This window comes from Nocardioides sp. Root190, from assembly GCF_001428565.1.
GTDB lineage: Bacteria > Actinomycetota > Actinomycetes > Propionibacteriales > Nocardioidaceae > Nocardioides.
The window spans coordinates 404,886-421,421 of the sequence record NZ_LMIA01000008.1 but is presented as its reverse complement, the minus strand read 5'-3'; the positions used below and the strand labels follow the sequence as shown (position 1 = coordinate 421,421).

Here is a 16,536-nt window from a genome sequence, read left to right as displayed (position 1 = left end):
CTACAAAGGTGCGTCTGCCGCCTCGGCGTCACCGAGGTCGAGCCCCATCGGCGACTTCGCCGGGATCTCGCCCGAGGACACCACGGACGCCGCGATCGGTCGCAACAGGCGGAGCAGCTGGGCGAGCTCCTCGTCGGACAGCGGGTCGAGCGCGGTCGCAGCGAGCTCGTCGGTCTGCAGCTCCACCCGCTCCTTGCGCGCCCGTCCCTCGCCGGTGAGGCCGCCGGCGCCGTCGACCAGACCACGCTCGCGCAGCCCGTCGAGGACCGCGGTCCACTCGACGTCGTCGAAGCCGCGGGCGGTCTCGTAGACCGACGTCGGTGCTCCCGTTGCCAGCGCGTGGAGGACGTGCGACTCACGACCGCCGATGCCGGCCGCGGTGAGCGCAGCGACGTGACCGTCGCCGCGATGCTCACGCAGCAGCGTGGCGGCGTGCCAGAGCCGGGCGACCGGCTCGTCGGGCACCGGCAGGGAGCGGTTGGCGGCGTACAACGCGCGCCCCTCCATCGGCGCCGCGGTGGCCGCTCGGATGGCCAGGTCCGCGACCGGACCGACGTTCGCCGCAGCGTCACCGAGGTGGCGGGTCAGCGTCGCGGTCGTGCCCTGGGTCCGCGCGTCGAGCGCCGCCGTCGGCGGCGCGAACGACCACGCATCGGGCAGCGCCCGGGTGACGGTGGCGAAGGCGAAGTTGTGGAACAGCGCGTGCACCACCTCGGCAGGTGCGGCACCGAGCGGTGCGGCCCGACCCGCGAAGTAGCCCATCCAGAAGCCGCGGTAGCCCGCCGCCTTCAAGGCTGCGAGCGGCTCGGGTGAGAAGTAGGTGATGGCATGGACGGGTTCGACGAGCTTCCACAGTTGGCGGGCCTGCTCGCTCCGGGGATGCGACATGGCCTCGGGTCCACTCCCCTCGAGGCGATGGCGTCCACCCGCGGGCGCACGATCCATCCGCAGGTCAGTCGTCATCGAGCAGTCCCTCGCGCTCGGCCTGCGCCACGATGCGCCGGACGTTGTCCTCCGAACCGCAGCCCTGGTCGATCAGCTCGTTGCGCCGTGCTGCCCACTTCGCGCCGAGCTCGAGGCGCACCTTGCCGGAGACCTGCTCGCGAGCGGGCCGGATGATCGTCAGCTCCTCCTCCGCGATGTGGTGGGCGATGAGGTTGCTCAGCTCCTCGACCGCGTCGGTGAAGGCCTGGGTGTCGGTGCCCTTGAGCTCGAGCACCTTGAGCAGCGCCTCGTTGCCCTCGGCGTGCTCCTCCTCGCCGTGCTCGACCTCGTGCTCACCGATGTCCTCGGCCTTCTTGCGCAGCACCGGGTAGACGAGCTCCTCCTCGGCCTCGCCGTGCGCGATGAGGACGTCCGCGAACGCGCGGCGTACGGCGTCACGGTCGGCCGTCCCGAGCCGGAGCTGGGACAGCAGGTGCTCGAAGCGGCGGTGGTCGTCGGTGATGAGGTCGAGGACGTCGCCCGACTCGGGGCGGCCCAGATCGATTCCGGTGGTCATGCAGAGGTGGTACCCCGGACGTCAGAGCGCATCCGCGCGCAGCGCCTCCAGGTGGGCGTGCACCAGCGACACCGCCGAGGCCCCCTCCCCGCTGGCTGCAGCGACCCGCTTCATCGAGCCGGACCGGATGTCCCCGGCCGCGAAGATGCCGGGCACGCAGGTGGCGAGGTTGGCCGGCGGCAGGCCGTCGACCCAGCACTCGGTCGGGACGTCACGGCCGGTGTGGACGAAACCGTGCTCGTCACGTCGTACGTCGTCAGGGAGCCAGTCGCAGTGGGGCGCCGCGCCGATGAGGAGGAACAGCCCACCGGCAGGCACCCGCTCCTCCACGCGCGTGCGGACGTCGCACAGCTGGAGCCAGCCGAGCTGGCCGCTGTCGTCGGGACCGCCGTCGATGATCTCCGTGCAGGAACGCACGGAGATGCGGGGGTTCCACTCGATCTCGTCGATGAGATAGCGCGACATGGTGGCGGCCAGGTCGTCGCGCCGGATCAGGATCGTGACCGAACGGGCGAAGCGGGCCAGGTGCACGGCCGCCTGGCCGGCGGAGTTGCCGCCGCCGACGACGTACACGTCGCGGTCCTCCATCTCGCGGGCCGCCGTCATCGCCGCGCCGTAGTTGACGCCGGCGCCGACGAGGTCCTCCAGCGGCGCGACGCCGAGGCGCCGGTACGCGACGCCTGAGGCGATCAGCACGGCACGGGCATGCACCTTGCCGCCCTCGGTGATCAGGGTGTGCGGCTCGCCGTCGACGCCCGGGCGCAGCTCGACGACCGGCCAGCCGGTGAAGAAGCGGGCGCCGAAGCGGATCGCCTGGACGCGCGCCCGCTGTCCGAGGCGCATGCCCGAGATGCCGCGCGGGAACCCGAGGTAGTTGCGGATCATCGAGCTCGTGCCGGCCTGGCCGCCGACCGCGTCCGACTCGATGACCACCGTGGTGAGGCCTTCCGAGGCGCCGTACACAGCGGCGGCGAGACCGGCCGGCCCGGCGCCGACGACGGCGAGGTCGACGACCGTTGCGCAGTCGATGTCGGAGGGGCGTCCGTAGATCAGGGCCGCCAGCTCACGGACCGAGGTCGGCGCGATGATCGGCCGGTCGGCGAAGGGCTTGGACGACAGGTGCACGAGCGGGAAGCGGACCGGTCCGTCGTGCAGCGCGATCGCCTCCTGTCCCTGCACCGTGTCGGGGCCGTAGGTCCCGTGGGGGAAGCCGGTGCGGTCGAGGAAGTCACGCACCGCCAGCGCGAGCGGCGAGGCATCGGGCGTGATGATCCGCACCGTGTCGATGACGGAGGCAGCGACCGTCGCCCCCCAGTCGCTGAGCAGCTCGACGACGGCGTAGTGGAACTCCTCGTCGCGCCGCCCCTGCGGGAGGACGAGGTAGGTGTCGAACTTGCCCTTCTGCAGGTACGGCCGCAGGGTCTCGGTCTCGACGGCGAACCGCGCGATCGGGATCGCCACGATCCGGCGCGAGGTCGGGACCAGGGAGCGCCAGTCGTGCATCGCGACGAGCACGTCCTGGTCGGGCAGGCGGGAGTCGGTGACGACGAGGGCGACGGGCTGGCCGGCAGCGACGGCGGCCGCGATGGTCGCCGTCGCCTCCGCCGCAGTGCGGGCCGTGCGGACGTCGTAGTCGCGCTCGTAGCGGTGGAATTGATCGGTCAGGACGTCGATCTCGTCGGCAGAGACGAGGAGGATGACGGGGTCGGCCACCACTCAAGCGTGTCAGATCACCAGGTTGAGGGCCATCACGAAGACCAGGCCGCTGACCGAGAGCAGGGTCTCCATCGCCGACCAGGTCTTGAGGGTCTGTCCGACGCTCATCCCGAAGTACTCCTTCACCAGCCAGAAGCCGGCGTCGTTGACGTGGGAGAAGAACACCGACCCGGCGCCGATCGCCAGCACCATCAGGGACACCTCGCCACTGGAGAGCTGCTCGGTCAGCGGGGCCAGCAGGCCCGAGGCGGTGACGGTCGCGACTGTCGCCGACCCCGTTGCGAGACGGATCAGGACGGCGACGAACCATGCCAGCAGCAGCACGGACACGTTGGAGTCCGCGACCCGTTCGGCCACGATCGTGCCGATGCCGGTGTCGACCAGGGACTGCTTGAACCCGCCACCTGCGGCGACGATCAGCAGGATCCCGGCCACGCCGGGCAGGGACGACTCGAGCGACTTCGCGACGCCGTCGCGGCCCATGCCCGAGCCGAGTCCGAGGGTGAACATCCCCACCACGACGGCGATCGCGAGCGCGATGAGCGGGGTGCCGAGGACGTCGAGGGTGCGCCGCAGCGGGTCGGTCTCGTCGTCGATGAAGATGTCGGCCAGTGCCTTGCCCATCATCAGCACGACCGGCAGGAGCACCGAGGCCAGGGTGACGACGAACGTCGGGCGGTGTGCCGACTCGCTCTGCGGCTGGCCCTCGAACCGCTCGGGCACCTGGACGTCGACGTACCGGCCGACCATGCCGAAGACGGGTCCGGCGATGATCACGGTCGGGACGGCGACGGCGACGCCGAGGGCGAGGGTCATGCCGAGGTCGGCGCCGAGGTAGTCGATCGCGGTGAGCGGACCGGGGTGCGGAGGGACCAGCCCGTGCATCGCCGAGAGTCCGGCCAGCGCCGGGATGCCGATCGTGACGAGCGACTGCCCGGACCGCCGGGCGACCAGGTAGATCACCGGCATCAGCAGGACCAGGCCGATCTCGAAGAACATCGGCAGGCCGATGATCGCGCCGACGACCGCCATCGCCCACGGCAGTGCACGGGGCGAGGCGTGGCCGATGATCGTGTCGACGATCTGGTCGGCTCCCCCGCTGTCGGCGAGCAGCTTGCCGAACATCGCGCCCAGCGCGATCAGGATGCCCACGCCGGCGGCGGTGGTCCCGAAACCACCGGTGAAGCTGGCGATCGCGACCTCGACACTCGCCCCGGCCGTGATGCCGACCGTGAGCGCGCCCGCGGTGAGCGCGAGGAACGGGTGGATCTTCGCGGCGATGATCAGGGTGACGATGACGCCGATGCCGAGCAGGGCGGCGAGGAGCAGGCGACCCTCGGACGCCACGGGATCGACGAGGTCGGTGCCGGCAGCGAGGGCTGCGACGAACGGGATGGACATGGTGCTCCTCAGTTCCTGTCGACGTACTGCTGGAGGAATTGCTGGACGACCTGGTCGACCGACTGGTCGACGTCGATCACGAGGCCGGCCTCGTCCTCGGCGAGCGGCTCGAGCGTGTCGAACTGCGAGTCGAGCAGGGAGGCCGGCATGAAGTGGCCGGGACGGCTGGCCTGCCGGCGCGCGATGACCTCGCGGGTGCCGTGCAGGTGCACGAAGAGGGCGCGGGGAGCGTGCGCCCGGATCTGGTCCCGGTAGGCGCGCTTGAGCGCCGAACAGCTGATCACACCACCGGACCCGTCCTGGCCCGCGAGCCACCGGCCGATCGTCTCGAGCCACGGCAGGCGATCGGCGTCGTCGAGCGCGATCCCGGCGGACATCTTCGCGATGTTGGCCGCGGGGTGCAGGTCGTCGGCGTCCTCGAAGGACACGCGGAGGCGCTGGGCGAGGGCGGCGCCGACGGTCGACTTGCCCGAGCCCGAGACGCCCATGACGACGACGAGAGGGCTGCTCCCTGCACTCATGTGGTGACCTCCGGTGACGGCCCCGGCGGACGGGGCGGGATGTGCTGGCCGTCACAGTCTGCAATCATTGATCAGGTCTTTGCAAGAGTTTCGGCCTTATTAATCTGATCTTTGCCGGATGGGAGGATGACCGCCATGGCCCGCACCGCGCTCCACGACAACGTGCTCGACGCGCTCGGACACCGCATCGTGAGCGGTGACCTGGCCCCCGGCGCGGTCATCACACTCGACTCCGTCGACAGCGGGTACGACGTCAGCCGGTCCGTGTCGCGCGAGGCGGTCCGGGTGCTGGAGTCGATGGGCATGGTCGCCTCACGGCGCCGGGTCGGCGTCACCGTCCAGCCGCGGACCTCCTGGCACGTGTTCGACCCGCGGCTGATCCGCTGGCGGCTGGCCTCGGCCGACCGGGCCGCCCAGCTGACCTCCCTGGGCGAGCTGCGCAGCGGCTTCGAACCGGTGGCGGCCGGCCTCGCGGCACTGCGGGCGACACCCGAACAGTGCGGCGTCCTCACCTCGGCCGCGAGCGACATGGTGGTGCACGGACGCTCCGGTGACCTCGAGGCCTTCCTCGCCGCCGACGTCGCCTTCCACCGTGTCCTCCTGGAGGCCTCGGGCAACGAGATGCTGGCCGCGCTCGGCGACGTCGTCGCCGAGGTCCTCGCCGGCCGCACCCACCACCACCTGATGCCGGTGCACCCCAAGGACGAGGCCGTCGACCTCCATGTCGAGGTCGCCCGCGCCGTACGCTCCCGCGACGAGGGCGCCGCGCGTGCCGCGATGGCGGCGATCATCGCCGAGGCGACCGGTGCGGTCGCTGCCGACGCCGGGGACTCGACTACCCTCGGAGACGATGGAGACCACGCCTGACCTCAGCGACCTGATCGACCAGCTCCAGGGTGAGGAGTACGCCGTCACCGAGCCGGTCCCCGGCGTGCTCCACGTCAAGGGGCGTTTCTCCAACCCGGAGCGGATCGCGCTGAAGGCCGCGGCCGACGCCGGCGATCGTGCCGTCGCCCTGTGGGCGATCAGCCACCACGACGACTGGGCCCTGGTCTGCTGGGATCGGCCCACGCTGATCACCATCACCCAGAAGGGCGCCACGCCGCAGCGCTGGCGGCACCGCACCCTGCCCGCGACCCTGCGACCCGACGCACAGACCTTCCTCGAAGGTGCGTCCTCGCCGTTCGACATCGTGACCCGGCCCAAGCACCAGCCGACCGAGGCCGCACGCGAGATCCTGGCCCAGTTCGGCATCACCGACGCCCCGCCTCCGGGCTGGGTACCGCCCGTCGTCGAGGCACCCGTGGTCCACGAGTCCACGGTGCCGCGCGTCGCAGAGAAGACCGTCCGCAAGGCCGCCGCCCCCCGGGCACCGAAGGCGCCCGCCAAGCCGGTCAAGCCCGAGCCGGTCATCGCGGTGTGCCCGAACTGCTTCATGGCGATCCCGGCCACCGGGGTGTGCGACAACTGCGGCTGAACCGCCATGCTGGCCCCATGAGCGACACGTCTCCTGCTCCGGTGGGCCTGCGCAAGCTGTCGAGGCTCGGGCTCGCGATCGCCGTCGGCGGCGCGCTGATCCAACTGGTCCTCGCGGTCTACTACCTCGCGATGGCGCACTCCCCCGCTCCGCACGATCTCCCGGTCGGCGTGGTCGGCACTGCCGAGCAGCAGGCCCGGTTGACCGAGCAACTCGAGGCCGACGGCGAGTTCAAGGTCGAGCCGTACGCCGACCCGGCCGCGCTGCGCCAGGCGATCAAGGAGCGCAACGCCTACGGCGGGGTCGCCTTCAACGACACCGCGCCGACGCTCTACGTCGCCTCGGCCGCGTCACCCGCCGTGGCCAACCTGTTCCGGACGGAGTTCACCAAGGCCTACCAGGGACAGGTCAAGGAACAGGTGCAGGCACTCACCACCGCCGGTCAACCCGTCCCGCTCGAGACGCTCGGCGCCCTGACCACGCCGCCGGCGGTCGCCGACGTCGTCCCGCTGCCCGAGGACGACAGCGCCGGCAGCTCGCTCGCGTTCGTCATCCAGGCGTTGTGCCTGGGCGGCTCCATCGCCTCCCTCGCCCTGGGCCGCCTGCGCGGTCTCACCGACCGCTCGGCCCTGCGCGGGCTCGGCCACGCCGGCCTGCTCGTGGCGTACGCCGCCGCCTCGGCGCTGGTCGGGCTGCTCGCCATGGCGCTCTTCGGCGTCGGCAGCGGCGCCGACCACCGCACGCTCTTCTGGGGGCTGGCGCTGATCTCGCTGGCCGTGACCGCCTCGACCGCCGCGTTCGTCGCCCTCCTGGGCCCGGCCGGATCGCTGATCGGCGGTCTCTACTTCACCGTCGGGCTGATCATCTCGGGCTCCTCGATCGCGCCGGAGATGCTGCCGCGGTTCGGCCACGCGATCGGCCAGATGCTGCCGCCCGGCGCCGGCGCGACCGTGGCCCGCGACGCGATGTACTTCCCCGAGGCCGCCACCGGCGGGGCCTTCGTGGTGCTGTGGCTCTACTCGCTCCTCGGCCTGGCCGTGGTCCTGGCGAGCAACGCGACGGCCAACCGGACGCGCTTCACCCGGCTGCTGCGACGCGAGCCCGCAGCCTGACAGATCAGCCGGCGGCGGCCAGGTCGTCCGGCGCGGCGACGCGGAGCTCCGTGTCGTTGGCCAGGTGCACGGGCCAGGCTCCGCCGATCCCGCTGAGCCCGCGCGCCCAGGCGAGGTCGCCCGGCGTACGTCGGGTGCCACCGGGACGGGCGTAGAGGACGGCGCAGCTGCGGGTCTCGCCGACCACGAGACCGAGCAGTCCGCGCACCTGCTCGAGGTCGCGCTCGCCCGGGAACAGCGGCACGTCCTCGACGTGCACGACATGGCGCGGCTGCGCGCCGTCGATGAAGAGCAGCCACAGCTGCGGGACCGCGAAGCCGAGCTCGCCCATCAGGGCGCGCCAGGTGCCCTCCAGGGCAGCCTGGTCGGTGATCGGCGGCATCAGGTGGGGCGGCCGGAGTCGAGGGGTGTCGGGGTCGTCTGAGGTCATGGCGACAGCCTGCGCCTTTTCGGGCACGGGCGTCGGCCGTCATCCACAGGCCCCGCGAGTTGATGGGTGCGGCAGCTCAGTCGCCGCCGCAGGCCCGTCCGTCGCCGTCGCGGTCCAGGCCGTGCGGGTCCGACCCGGTGACGCTCACCGGTCCGACGTCGGCGCAGTCCAGGTCGGGCGGGTACGACGGCACGCACGGGTCGTAGCCCGGCTCGCAGTTGCCGCCCTTGTCTCCCTTGGTGCCGGTGTCGGCGAAGCCGCGGGGTTCCTGCGACGGCGTGGGTTCGGACCGCGGGCAGGTGACGTCGTCAGCGGCGTCGTCGGCCGCGATGTAGGCGTCCTCGCGCGGATGCCGGCCGTAGCCGTCGCGGGAGTCGTAGCGGGCAATGGCCAGGCCGGCCTGCAGCATCCGCAGGCCCGCGTCGACGCCGTCGAGGTCCAGGTAGCGGAGCAGCCGGTCGTACCGGTCGCGGTCGGTGTCCCCACCCGAGAGGACGACCTCCTTGCCCTGCACCAGTCGCTTGAGGGCGGACTCGGCCGGCCCGAAGCCGCACTCGCCCCGCTCGGGGGTGTCGATGCCGAGCAGGCGCACCGACTCGCCGTTGTCGAGGTCGACGGTGTCGCCGTCGACGACCCGGGTGACGACGTACGTCTCGACCTCGGCGACGGGTTCGGGCTCCGCTGTCGTCGGTGTCGCGGTGACCGTCTCGGTCACCACCGTCGTGGCCGCGTCCCCGTCGGTCCGCCCGTCGGTGGGCCCGTCCGTCGATCCGGTGCCGCACGCCGCGAGCAGGAGTGCGCCCAGCGCGAGCGCCACCGCTGCGCCACGACTCGTTGCCATCGATCCACCTCCGTCACCGGAAGGTATGTCGGCGCTCGTCGCGATGTCCGGCGAATCCCGAAACCGGGTGGGACCTCAGCCGTAGTGGCAGACGTACCCGAGCGTCTCGAGGACCTCGATGTCGAAGGAGGAGTCACCGGCGACGCTGAAGGACTCGCCCGCGGCGTACTCGGCCCACTCCTCGGAGCCGGCCAGCCGGATCCGGCACTTCCCGGCGTTGAGCTCCATGATCTCCGGCGCAGCGGTGCCGAAGTTCAGGCTGGCGGGGAAGATCACGCCCGCCGACTTCTTCGTGCCGTCCGCGAGGAAGAACGTGTGACTGACGCAGGCGCCGTCGAAGTAGATGTTGGCCTGCGGGTCCAGGGTGACGTTCTCGTAGGTCCCCGCTGCGTTGGTCTCAGTGCTCACGTGGCGACAGCGTAGTGGTGGCCGGCGCCCGCGGACTGCGGCGGTACGCCGAGACGCTCGGCTCGCCCGCGAGCCAGAACCGCCAGGGCACGTCGGCCGCCTTCGAGACGCCGACCCGCGGACCTGCCTCGATCGCCGAACGGCCGCGCACCTCGGGTCCGAGGCGGACGCCGTCGGTGGCGTCCTGGCTCGCCAGGAGGTCGCTGCCGAGGTCCTCGAGCGTGATCCCGAGCGCCTGGGCCAGGTTGCCGGGACCCCGCGCGAGCCGGACGTCGCTCGCGCCGCCACGGCGACTCCGCGCGACGTCGAGCCCGTCGACGACCTCGCCGGCGCGCAGCAGCACCGCCGCGCCGATCTCGCTCGGCCCGGTGACCACGTTCGCGCAGAAGTGGATGCCGTAGGAGCGGTAGACGTAGAGGCGGTACGCCGGGCCGTACATGATCTCCGAGCGCGGGGTTCGGGTGAACGCGTGGGACGCGGGGTCCTCGAGACCGCCGTAGGCCTCGACCTCGGTGATCCTGACGGCCACGTCGTGGCCGATGATCGTGCGGCCCAGCAGAGACCGCGCACGTCGTACGACGTCGGCGCGGTGGCGGGCCGTCACCGATCAGGCCTCGTAGATGCCGCCGACCAGGCGCTCGTGGGTCTTGGCGCGCACCGCGGCAGCGTCGCCGACGCCGTTGACGAAGTAGCCCTCGCCCGGCTCGCCGGTGTCGGCGTTGACGACCCACGCGGTGAGGAACGGCGTCCAGGACCACGTGCCGCGCCGGTCGCGCATCTCGACGATGACCTTGCCGATCTGGCGGGCAGGAACCGCTCGCTGACCCTCGGGGGTCAGGCGCTCCGCGAGCTCGCCGTAGGTGATCGGGTCGACAGACTCCCGCGCGATGGCGACGAGAATCTGCTCAGCCTGGCGAGCAAGGTTCGGAACGGTGTCAGTAGGCACGTGGTCAGTCTGCCCTCTCCGAGCCCCCACCGTGGCATCCCGCCGTCGACAGCGCCCTCAGAGTGTGGCGTTCCGCCCTGATCCCGGGGCCACGTCGCGGACGTAGTCGAGCACCACGCACCCGTTGTCGAAGCTGCGCACCTGTTCGAGACGGAGTGGCTGCGGGGCGAAGGGCCGATCCATCACGGGCCGGCCCCGGCCGGCGAGGACGGGGTACTTCTTGACGACCCATCGGTCGATCTCCCCCGCCACCCGGCCCGCCAGCCGTCCGCCGCCAGCCAGGAGGACGCCCCGACCGGGGCTCGCCTTGAGGCGTCGTACGACGTCCAGCGGGTCGTCGGCCACCACCTCCACCGGGCTGGAGCCAGCCTCCAGCGAGGTGCTGCAGACCACGGTGCGCAGGTGCGGGTAGGGGTCGGCGATCCCGGCGCCCAGGGCCGGCTCATAGGTGCGGCGGCCCATGACCACCGTGTCGAACCGGCTCAGCGGCGCTTCGGCGACACCGAAGGCCGCCCGGACGTGGCCGGGCAGTGTGTCGGCGTACTCATGTGCGAGGAAGGTGGAGAACTCCCCCGAGAAGTCGAAGAAGTCGACCTCGTCGGCCGGGCCGGCGATGAAGCCGTCGAGGGTCACGCCGATGAAGTAGGTCAGCTCAGGCATGACCCGAGACAACCACTACAGGTGAAGTACGTCAAGTGTTCTTGTTGAGGGCGCGGAGTTCCGACAGGATGAGCACATGGTCCGCAACGCCGCCCGGCGCACCGAGCTGCTCGACGCCGCCACCGAGCTGCTCGCCGACGTCGGCGCACGCGGGCTGACCTTCCGTGGCGTCGACGAGCGGGCGGGCGCACCGACCGGCACCGCGTCGAACTACTTCCGTTCCCGCGACGAGCTGCTGCAGGACCTCTGCGACCACGTGTTCACCCGGCTCACACCTGATCCGGAGCATGTCGAGGAGCGGCTGCAGGCCCCGCGGACGCGCGAGCTGGAGACGACCCTGATGCGCGACCTCGTGGCCCGCGCCGACGCCGACCGCGCCGCTCACCTGGCGCTCTTCGAGCTGCGCATGGAGGCGTCGCGCCGCCCGGCGCTGCGCGAGGTGTTCACCGCTCGCTTCCGCGCGAACCTCGACGCCATCACCGCCGACCACGTCGACGGCGGCTTCCCCGGCGGGCCCGACACCGCCCGGATCCTGTACCTCGCGATGACCGGCCTGCTGTTCGAACACCTCACCCTGCCCGGCCTGCACGCCCCCGACGGCGCCGCACTGGACGAGCTCGTCGGCGCGGTCGTCGCGCGGATCGTGCCGGGCGAGTGAGCCGGGAGGTCGCCGTCGTCGGCGCCGTCATCGTCCGCGACGGCCTGGTGCTCTGTGCACGCCGCGGCCCGGGCGGTGCGACCGGCGGGATGTGGGAGTTCCCGGGCGGCAAGATCGAGCCCGGCGAGACGCCCGAGGCGGCGCTGGAGCGCGAGATCATCGAGGAGCTCGGCTGCCGAATCCGCGTGGGCGCCGAGGTGACCACGACGACCCATGCGTACGACGCACTGGTGGTCACCCTGACGACGTACTGGTGCGTGCTGCTGGACGGGAGCCCGTCGGCCTCCGAGCACGAGGAGCTGCGGTGGCTCTCCCCCGACGAGCTGGACCCACTGGCGTGGGCACCGGCGGACGTGCCTGCTGTCGAGCTGATCCGCGACCGCCCGTGGACTCACTCATCTAGGCTGGCCGATGTGAGCGAGTCCCCCTCCCCGAGCGATGAGCGCAATGTCCTGGGCGGCGTGCTCGAGCCGTGCGGCACCGACCCGATGACCGGATTCTTCCGCGACGGGAACTGCTCCTGCGGACCGCAGGACGTCGGCGTGCACGCCGTGTGCGCCGTGATGACCGAGGAGTTCCTGGCGCACCAGAAGGCCGTCGGCAACGACCTGTCGACGCCGCACCCCGAATGGCAGTTCCCCGGCCTGCACCCGGGCGACCGCTGGTGCGTGGTCGCCGCCCGCTGGCTCCAGGCCCACCGCGACGGCGTCGCCGCGCCCGTCGTGCTGGCCTCGACCAACGAGCTGTCCCTGCGCCTGATCCCGCTGGAGGTGCTGCGGGAGCACGCCGTCGACGTACCGGACGACCCGAGCGCGCTGATCAGCGACTGAACCGATCGGCGGAGCTTGCTGGGCCGGTCAGTCCTGAACGGGCGCGACGGCGGCCCACATCAGGTCCAGGCACCTGTCGAGCCACTGCTCGTCGACGGACCCGCGGCGCACCAGTTCGCCCAGGTAGGCGCCCAGGAACATGCTCACGACCGCATCCGCGTCCACCTCGGGCCGCAGGAGCCCGGCTCCGACATCGGCCCGGATCAGATCAACCAGGGCTCGGTCGTACGGCTCGAGCACCGACCGGAACACCGCGGTGAACTCGGGACTGGCGTCCCCGATCACGGCGGCCAGCCCCCCGGGACCGAGGACGTCGGCCATCTGACGCCACGCCTCGCGCAGGCACCACCGCACCTTCTCCCTGACGGTGCCCGCCGGCGGAGGCACGGGTGTGCCGATGGACTCGTCCAGGACTGCCCGCAGCAGCGCAGAACGGTCCGGATGGCGGCGATACACGGTCGTCTTCGCCAGCCCTGACGCCTGCGCCACGGCTTGCATCGTCACCGCAGCAGGTCCGCCAGAGTGGAGGAGCTCCAGCACGGCCAGCGACAGCGCCTGGTCGACGTCGCCGCGGCGCGGTCGACCGATCCTGCTCGCCCCCTGCACTGCCTCGTCCGGCACGCCGCCTCCTTGGAATAGATACGCTACGCGAAGCGTTTCATAAGTACCAACCGAAAGGAACGGCCCATGTCCGCCACCCTGTCCATGATCTGGTTCATCACAACAGCAGTCATCCTCCTCCTGCTCCTGGGGCTCGGGTCTGCCATCTCGTCGGGCGCGATCACGCTCCCGAGGAAGCGCAAGACTCCGGCGAGCGGGCGGAGCCTGCCCGCCACGCCCGACCGATCCCCGAACGAGCAGAGTCGCCGGAGCGCGTGATTCCCCCACTGGCGTCCTACGTGCGACGGTGAAATCGGACATCGCCAGTGGCCAGCCGCTCGTACCGGTAGGCGCGGTCGTGGATCCGATGGTGATGGTGGCAGCAGAGGCAGATGGCGTTGTCGATGTCGGTCGCGCCGCCTTCTGACCACGGGCGGAGATGGTGTGCCTCGGTCCATGCGACGGGGACCGTGCAGCCCTCGGCCCGACATCGCTTGTCGCGGAGCCGGATCGCCTTGCGCTGCGCCCGGCTGAAGAGGCGGCGGGTGCGTCCCAGGTCGAGGACCTCGCCAGCCGCCCCCAGGACGGCGGGAATGATCGACGCCTGACAGGCGAGCCGGCGGGCCTGCTCGGCGGAGATCACGTCCTCCTCAGTCGCGATCATCCCTGCCGTGGCCAGGTCGCCCAGCAGTTGCTCGAGGGTCATCGTGATGAAGACCGTGGTGCTGTCGCCACCGTGCTCGGGCAGTTGGTCGGGGTCGAGCAACTCGAGGAGCGAGGCGAACCCCTCGGCGTACGCACGATGCTGCGGCACCCGCCGACCCTCGACCGCGCCACCACGCTGGCGGGGTGAGGTGTAGGCCTGCAGGTAGGTCTCCAGGCGCTGGCAGACCGAGGTGGGCAACCGCCCCGCCATCCGGGACGTCCCGTCGCCGAGGTCCTTGAACCGCAGGGAGGCCTTCTCCCTCGCACGGCGCTCCTCCGCCTCGAGGCGCTTGCCCTCCTCAGCCTCGGCGATGTCGGGTGCCACGACGTCGAGGATGCGCTGGGCCAGGCGACGCAGCTCGGCGGGCCGGAACGTCGCACAGTGACCGACCAGCGTTGCCTCCGCGTCCACGACCACCTGCGGCGCGAGATCCGCGGGCAGCTGGTCGAGACCCAGGACCACTGCCCTGGCCTGGGCGAGGGACACGCGCCCCTCGCGCATGCCCGCGGCGAGCACCGGGCGTGACTCGAGTGCCTTCGCGAGGTGGTGGTCGGCGAGGGCTGCACGATGATCGGTGCGAGTGACCACCGATACCCAGGCAGCAGCATCCCGTGCACCGGACTCCTCGCCGACCTCGTCGGACGCGGCCAGCACCCGCAGTCGCAACTCACCCAGACGCGCCTCAGCGCGCGCCATCTCCTCCAACGCGTCCCGCTTGTCGGCTGTCGCCATGAAGACCGGCTGCACGTCGGCGATGCCGTCGAGGACCGCGTCGATCCGGCTCACGCCAGCGAGGACGGGGTGCACACCGACACCGATCACTGCTTCTGTCACTGCACTCACCTCCTCGAGACACGGACCCAGGCTTCAACGGGTCCTCACGTCTCGGGGCAGGTGCCTGTGAGGAAGGCGGCCAGCTGCACACATTGCTGGTCACGTCGGAACCTCAGCCACCGAGGAGTATTGCGCCGACGTGCCGTTATTCAAACACACGTTCGAGTTCGGGGTCAAGGCCGATTTCACAGCCCGGGCTCACAGTCCCAGAGTCTTCGCCACCTCGGTCCCACCGACCTCCCGCACCCATTCAGGGTCGCCCACCACGACCAGCTCGTCGGTCGCGCGCGACATGCCGACGTACAAGCGCTCCCGCGCGCGGTCGGTCACCGACTCCTCGTTGAGGCAGAGCACGACGGCCGCCCGCTCGAGCCCCTTGCAGCCGAGGACGTGGCCGTAGAAGACCTCGTCGGCGTCCCAGAACGTCTCCCAGTACGCATCCTGGCCGGCCTGCTCGGTCTGCAGCTTGTGGGTGGAGTGTCGGTGCCCGGTGGTGATCAGACCGACGCGACCCGGCTCCCACCCCTCGTCGTCGAGCAGGCGGGCGACCTCGTCGTCGGCCACCTCCTCGGCCTCGCCGGCATCACAGGCGATGAACCGGACGCTCGGGCCGGAGCCTCCCCGGGAGTACATCCGCGAGGGAGCCAGCGGCGCGAACGCGCTGTGGATCTGCTTGGTGTTGCGCAGGCAGTGGTCGAGCACGAGCGGCACCAGGGACACCGGCGGGACACCGAACCGGCCGAAGATCCGCTGGTTCTCGTCGGAGAAGACGTAGAGGCCGCCCTCCTCCTCGTCCCGCAGGGCCTTGAGGACAGGGGTCCACCACGAGACCGCGAAGTCCTGCGCCTCGTCGACCACGACGGCGTCGTACCGCTTGCCGTCGGTGAGACCGTCGGCCAGCTCGCCCATCAGCGTCGGCAGGCTCTCCTCCCAGAAGTCGCTGTCCGCGCGATCGCCGTCGGGCGCACCCCACTGCTTGCCGAACTCGTGGAAGGTGCCGACGAACGATGGCTGATGCTTGCGGGGCCAGGTGGCGACCTGGCGCTTGAGGTACGACGCCAGCCCGATCGAGTAGCAGAGCAACGCCACCCGCTGAGGCTTGCGGTCCTGGCCGCCTCGCTGCAGCTCCTTGGCCTGCTGCAACGCGAGCACGGTCTTGCCCGATCCCGCTCCCCCGCGCACCTCGACCCGGTTGACCAGACGCGTCACCGACAGGATCAGTGACTGCTGGTCGGTGAGCCGGTCCGCCTCCGCCGCCCGCTCGGCCGCCTCGGCATTGACGTCGTGATGGGAGGTGTTGAACCGTGCCGTCAGGGCGGCCGCAACGGCCTCGACGTCGTCTGCATCCGGCGGCCGCTGGCTGTCGCCCTTGGATGCGTTCTGGCGCAGCCTCGTGACCAGGTGCTCGAGGTCGTCGCGGTCGTGCAGCGCGTGGCGAGGCAGCTCCGGCACGGAGAAGTCGGCGTCGAAGCTCGAGTACGGCGTCACCACCCCGTGCGCCCACCGCACCCGCTTGCGACTGCCCCACGCCGCCTGCTGCTCCACATAGGTCCGCAGCGCGTACTTCACCGCCCGCGCCTGGGCCACCGGGTCGATCCAGTGCGCCTCTCCCCCACGCGTCTGGATCCAGCCGTCGTCGTACCAGACCGAGCTGCCCTTCACCTCCAGCACGAGCACCCCGAACCCGGGCATCAGGACGACGAGGTCAGCCTCGTAGTCCCGCTCCTCGCTGGTCAGGTGCTGGTTGGCGATGAGTACGTCGTCGGGGCCGAGCTGGTCGCGAAGGAGCGTCCACACCTCGTGCTCGGAGGCGGTGGTGAAGGTGGGTGACTCGGGGAGGCAGGTGACCACGACAAGATCGTCGCAGGGACCTGCTGCGAAGGAGAGGCAGATGG

The 16,536-nt window shown here is 71.3% G+C and carries 20 protein-coding genes; 6 read left to right on the top strand and 14 right to left on the bottom strand.

The window, feature by feature from the left end:
• From ASE01_RS08445 to ASE01_RS08425, 5 genes are all read right to left on the bottom strand, one after another.
• Positions 1 to 888: a MarR family winged helix-turn-helix transcriptional regulator gene (locus ASE01_RS08445; protein ID WP_056749725.1), complete on the bottom strand. Its 888-nt coding sequence runs from the start codon at positions 886 to 888 to the stop codon at positions 1 to 3.
• 64 nt (positions 889 to 952) lie between these two features.
• Positions 953 to 1,501: a hemerythrin domain-containing protein gene (locus ASE01_RS08440; protein WP_056749724.1), complete on the bottom strand. Its 549-nt coding sequence runs from the start codon at positions 1,499 to 1,501 to the stop codon at positions 953 to 955.
• 21 nt (positions 1,502 to 1,522) lie between these two features.
• Positions 1,523 to 3,214 carry an FAD-dependent oxidoreductase gene (locus ASE01_RS08435; RefSeq protein ID WP_235535916.1) on the bottom strand — a complete coding sequence of 564 codons (1,692 nt, stop codon included), beginning with the start codon at positions 3,212 to 3,214 and terminating at the stop codon, positions 1,523 to 1,525.
• Positions 3,215 to 3,226: 12 nt separating this feature from the next.
• A complete protein-coding gene (locus ASE01_RS08430) occupies positions 3,227 to 4,618 on the bottom strand; it encodes a gluconate:H+ symporter (RefSeq protein ID WP_157537195.1) in 1,392 nt (463 codons plus the stop codon).
• An 8-nt stretch (positions 4,619 to 4,626) separates the two neighbouring features.
• A complete protein-coding gene (locus tag ASE01_RS08425) occupies positions 4,627 to 5,139 on the bottom strand; it encodes a gluconokinase (protein ID WP_056750150.1) in 513 nt (170 codons plus the stop codon).
• 135 nt (positions 5,140 to 5,274) lie between these two features.
• On the opposite strand from ASE01_RS08425, the gene ASE01_RS08420 reads away from it, so the two are divergent.
• Genes ASE01_RS08420 through ASE01_RS08410 form a run of 3 tightly spaced genes read left to right on the top strand, consistent with a single transcriptional unit; the run spans position 5,275 to position 7,728 of the window.
• Positions 5,275 to 6,006, top strand: coding sequence for a FadR/GntR family transcriptional regulator (locus ASE01_RS08420; protein ID WP_200958783.1), 732 nt, complete (start codon positions 5,275 to 5,277; stop codon positions 6,004 to 6,006).
• Complete coding sequence (locus ASE01_RS08415; protein WP_056749721.1) at positions 5,990 to 6,616, top strand: hypothetical protein; 627 nt, start codon at positions 5,990 to 5,992, stop codon at positions 6,614 to 6,616. The genes ASE01_RS08420 and ASE01_RS08415 overlap by 17 nt, the downstream gene beginning before the upstream one ends.
• A gap of 17 nt (positions 6,617 to 6,633) precedes the next feature.
• Positions 6,634 to 7,728 (top strand): ABC transporter permease, encoded by a 1,095-nt coding sequence (locus ASE01_RS08410; protein WP_157537193.1) that lies wholly within the window; start codon positions 6,634 to 6,636, stop codon positions 7,726 to 7,728.
• Positions 7,729 to 7,732: 4 nt separating this feature from the next.
• Here the strand turns inward: ASE01_RS08410 and ASE01_RS08405 are convergent, their stop codons facing one another.
• From ASE01_RS08405 to ASE01_RS08380, 6 genes are all read right to left on the bottom strand, one after another.
• On the bottom strand, positions 7,733 to 8,158 hold the full coding sequence (locus tag ASE01_RS08405; protein ID WP_157537192.1) for a hypothetical protein: 426 nt from the start codon (positions 8,156 to 8,158) through the stop codon (positions 7,733 to 7,735).
• A 76-nt stretch (positions 8,159 to 8,234) separates the two neighbouring features.
• Entirely contained in the window at positions 8,235 to 8,999 is a 765-nt protein-coding gene (locus tag ASE01_RS08400) for a thermonuclease family protein (RefSeq protein WP_082605912.1), read from the bottom strand.
• Between the two features lie 75 nt (positions 9,000 to 9,074).
• Entirely contained in the window at positions 9,075 to 9,407 is a 333-nt protein-coding gene (locus ASE01_RS08395; protein WP_056749717.1) for a pyrimidine/purine nucleoside phosphorylase, read from the bottom strand.
• Positions 9,397 to 10,011: a DNA-3-methyladenine glycosylase gene (locus tag ASE01_RS08390; RefSeq protein ID WP_056749716.1), complete on the bottom strand. Its 615-nt coding sequence runs from the start codon at positions 10,009 to 10,011 to the stop codon at positions 9,397 to 9,399. The genes ASE01_RS08395 and ASE01_RS08390 overlap by 11 nt, the downstream gene beginning before the upstream one ends.
• A gap of 3 nt (positions 10,012 to 10,014) precedes the next feature.
• Positions 10,015 to 10,353 carry a hypothetical protein gene (locus ASE01_RS08385; RefSeq protein ID WP_056749715.1) on the bottom strand — a complete coding sequence of 113 codons (339 nt, stop codon included), beginning with the start codon at positions 10,351 to 10,353 and terminating at the stop codon, positions 10,015 to 10,017.
• A 57-nt stretch (positions 10,354 to 10,410) separates the two neighbouring features.
• Positions 10,411 to 11,013 carry a dihydrofolate reductase family protein gene (locus ASE01_RS08380; RefSeq protein WP_056749714.1) on the bottom strand — a complete coding sequence of 201 codons (603 nt, stop codon included), beginning with the start codon at positions 11,011 to 11,013 and terminating at the stop codon, positions 10,411 to 10,413.
• A 76-nt stretch (positions 11,014 to 11,089) separates the two neighbouring features.
• On the opposite strand from ASE01_RS08380, the gene ASE01_RS08375 reads away from it, so the two are divergent.
• Positions 11,090 to 11,671, top strand: coding sequence for a TetR/AcrR family transcriptional regulator (locus ASE01_RS08375; protein ID WP_056749713.1), 582 nt, complete (start codon positions 11,090 to 11,092; stop codon positions 11,669 to 11,671).
• Complete coding sequence (locus ASE01_RS25250) at positions 11,668 to 12,501, top strand: DUF2237 family protein (protein ID WP_235535915.1); 834 nt, start codon at positions 11,668 to 11,670, stop codon at positions 12,499 to 12,501. The genes ASE01_RS08375 and ASE01_RS25250 overlap by 4 nt, the downstream gene beginning before the upstream one ends.
• 27 nt (positions 12,502 to 12,528) lie before the next feature.
• Here ASE01_RS25250 and ASE01_RS08365 read toward each other — a convergent pair whose 3' ends face one another.
• On the bottom strand, positions 12,529 to 13,122 hold the full coding sequence (locus ASE01_RS08365) for a TetR/AcrR family transcriptional regulator (RefSeq protein WP_056749712.1): 594 nt from the start codon (positions 13,120 to 13,122) through the stop codon (positions 12,529 to 12,531).
• Positions 13,123 to 13,188: 66 nt separating this feature from the next.
• Here ASE01_RS08365 and ASE01_RS25245 point away from each other — a divergent pair, with 66 nt between their 5' ends.
• The gene (locus ASE01_RS25245; RefSeq protein WP_162260282.1) at positions 13,189 to 13,380 is read left to right on the top strand and encodes a hypothetical protein; all 192 of its coding nucleotides are present in this window, start codon (positions 13,189 to 13,191) and stop codon (positions 13,378 to 13,380) included.
• A gap of 16 nt (positions 13,381 to 13,396) precedes the next feature.
• Here ASE01_RS25245 and ASE01_RS08355 read toward each other — a convergent pair whose 3' ends face one another.
• Positions 13,397 to 14,641, bottom strand: a complete 1,245-nt coding sequence (locus tag ASE01_RS08355) for an HNH endonuclease signature motif containing protein (protein ID WP_157537190.1) — start codon at positions 14,639 to 14,641, stop codon at positions 13,397 to 13,399.
• Between the two features lie 198 nt (positions 14,642 to 14,839).
• A complete protein-coding gene (locus ASE01_RS08350) occupies positions 14,840 to 16,492 on the bottom strand; it encodes a nuclease-related domain-containing DEAD/DEAH box helicase (protein ID WP_056749709.1) in 1,653 nt (550 codons plus the stop codon).
• Between the last annotated feature and the right edge of the window lie 44 nt (positions 16,493 to 16,536).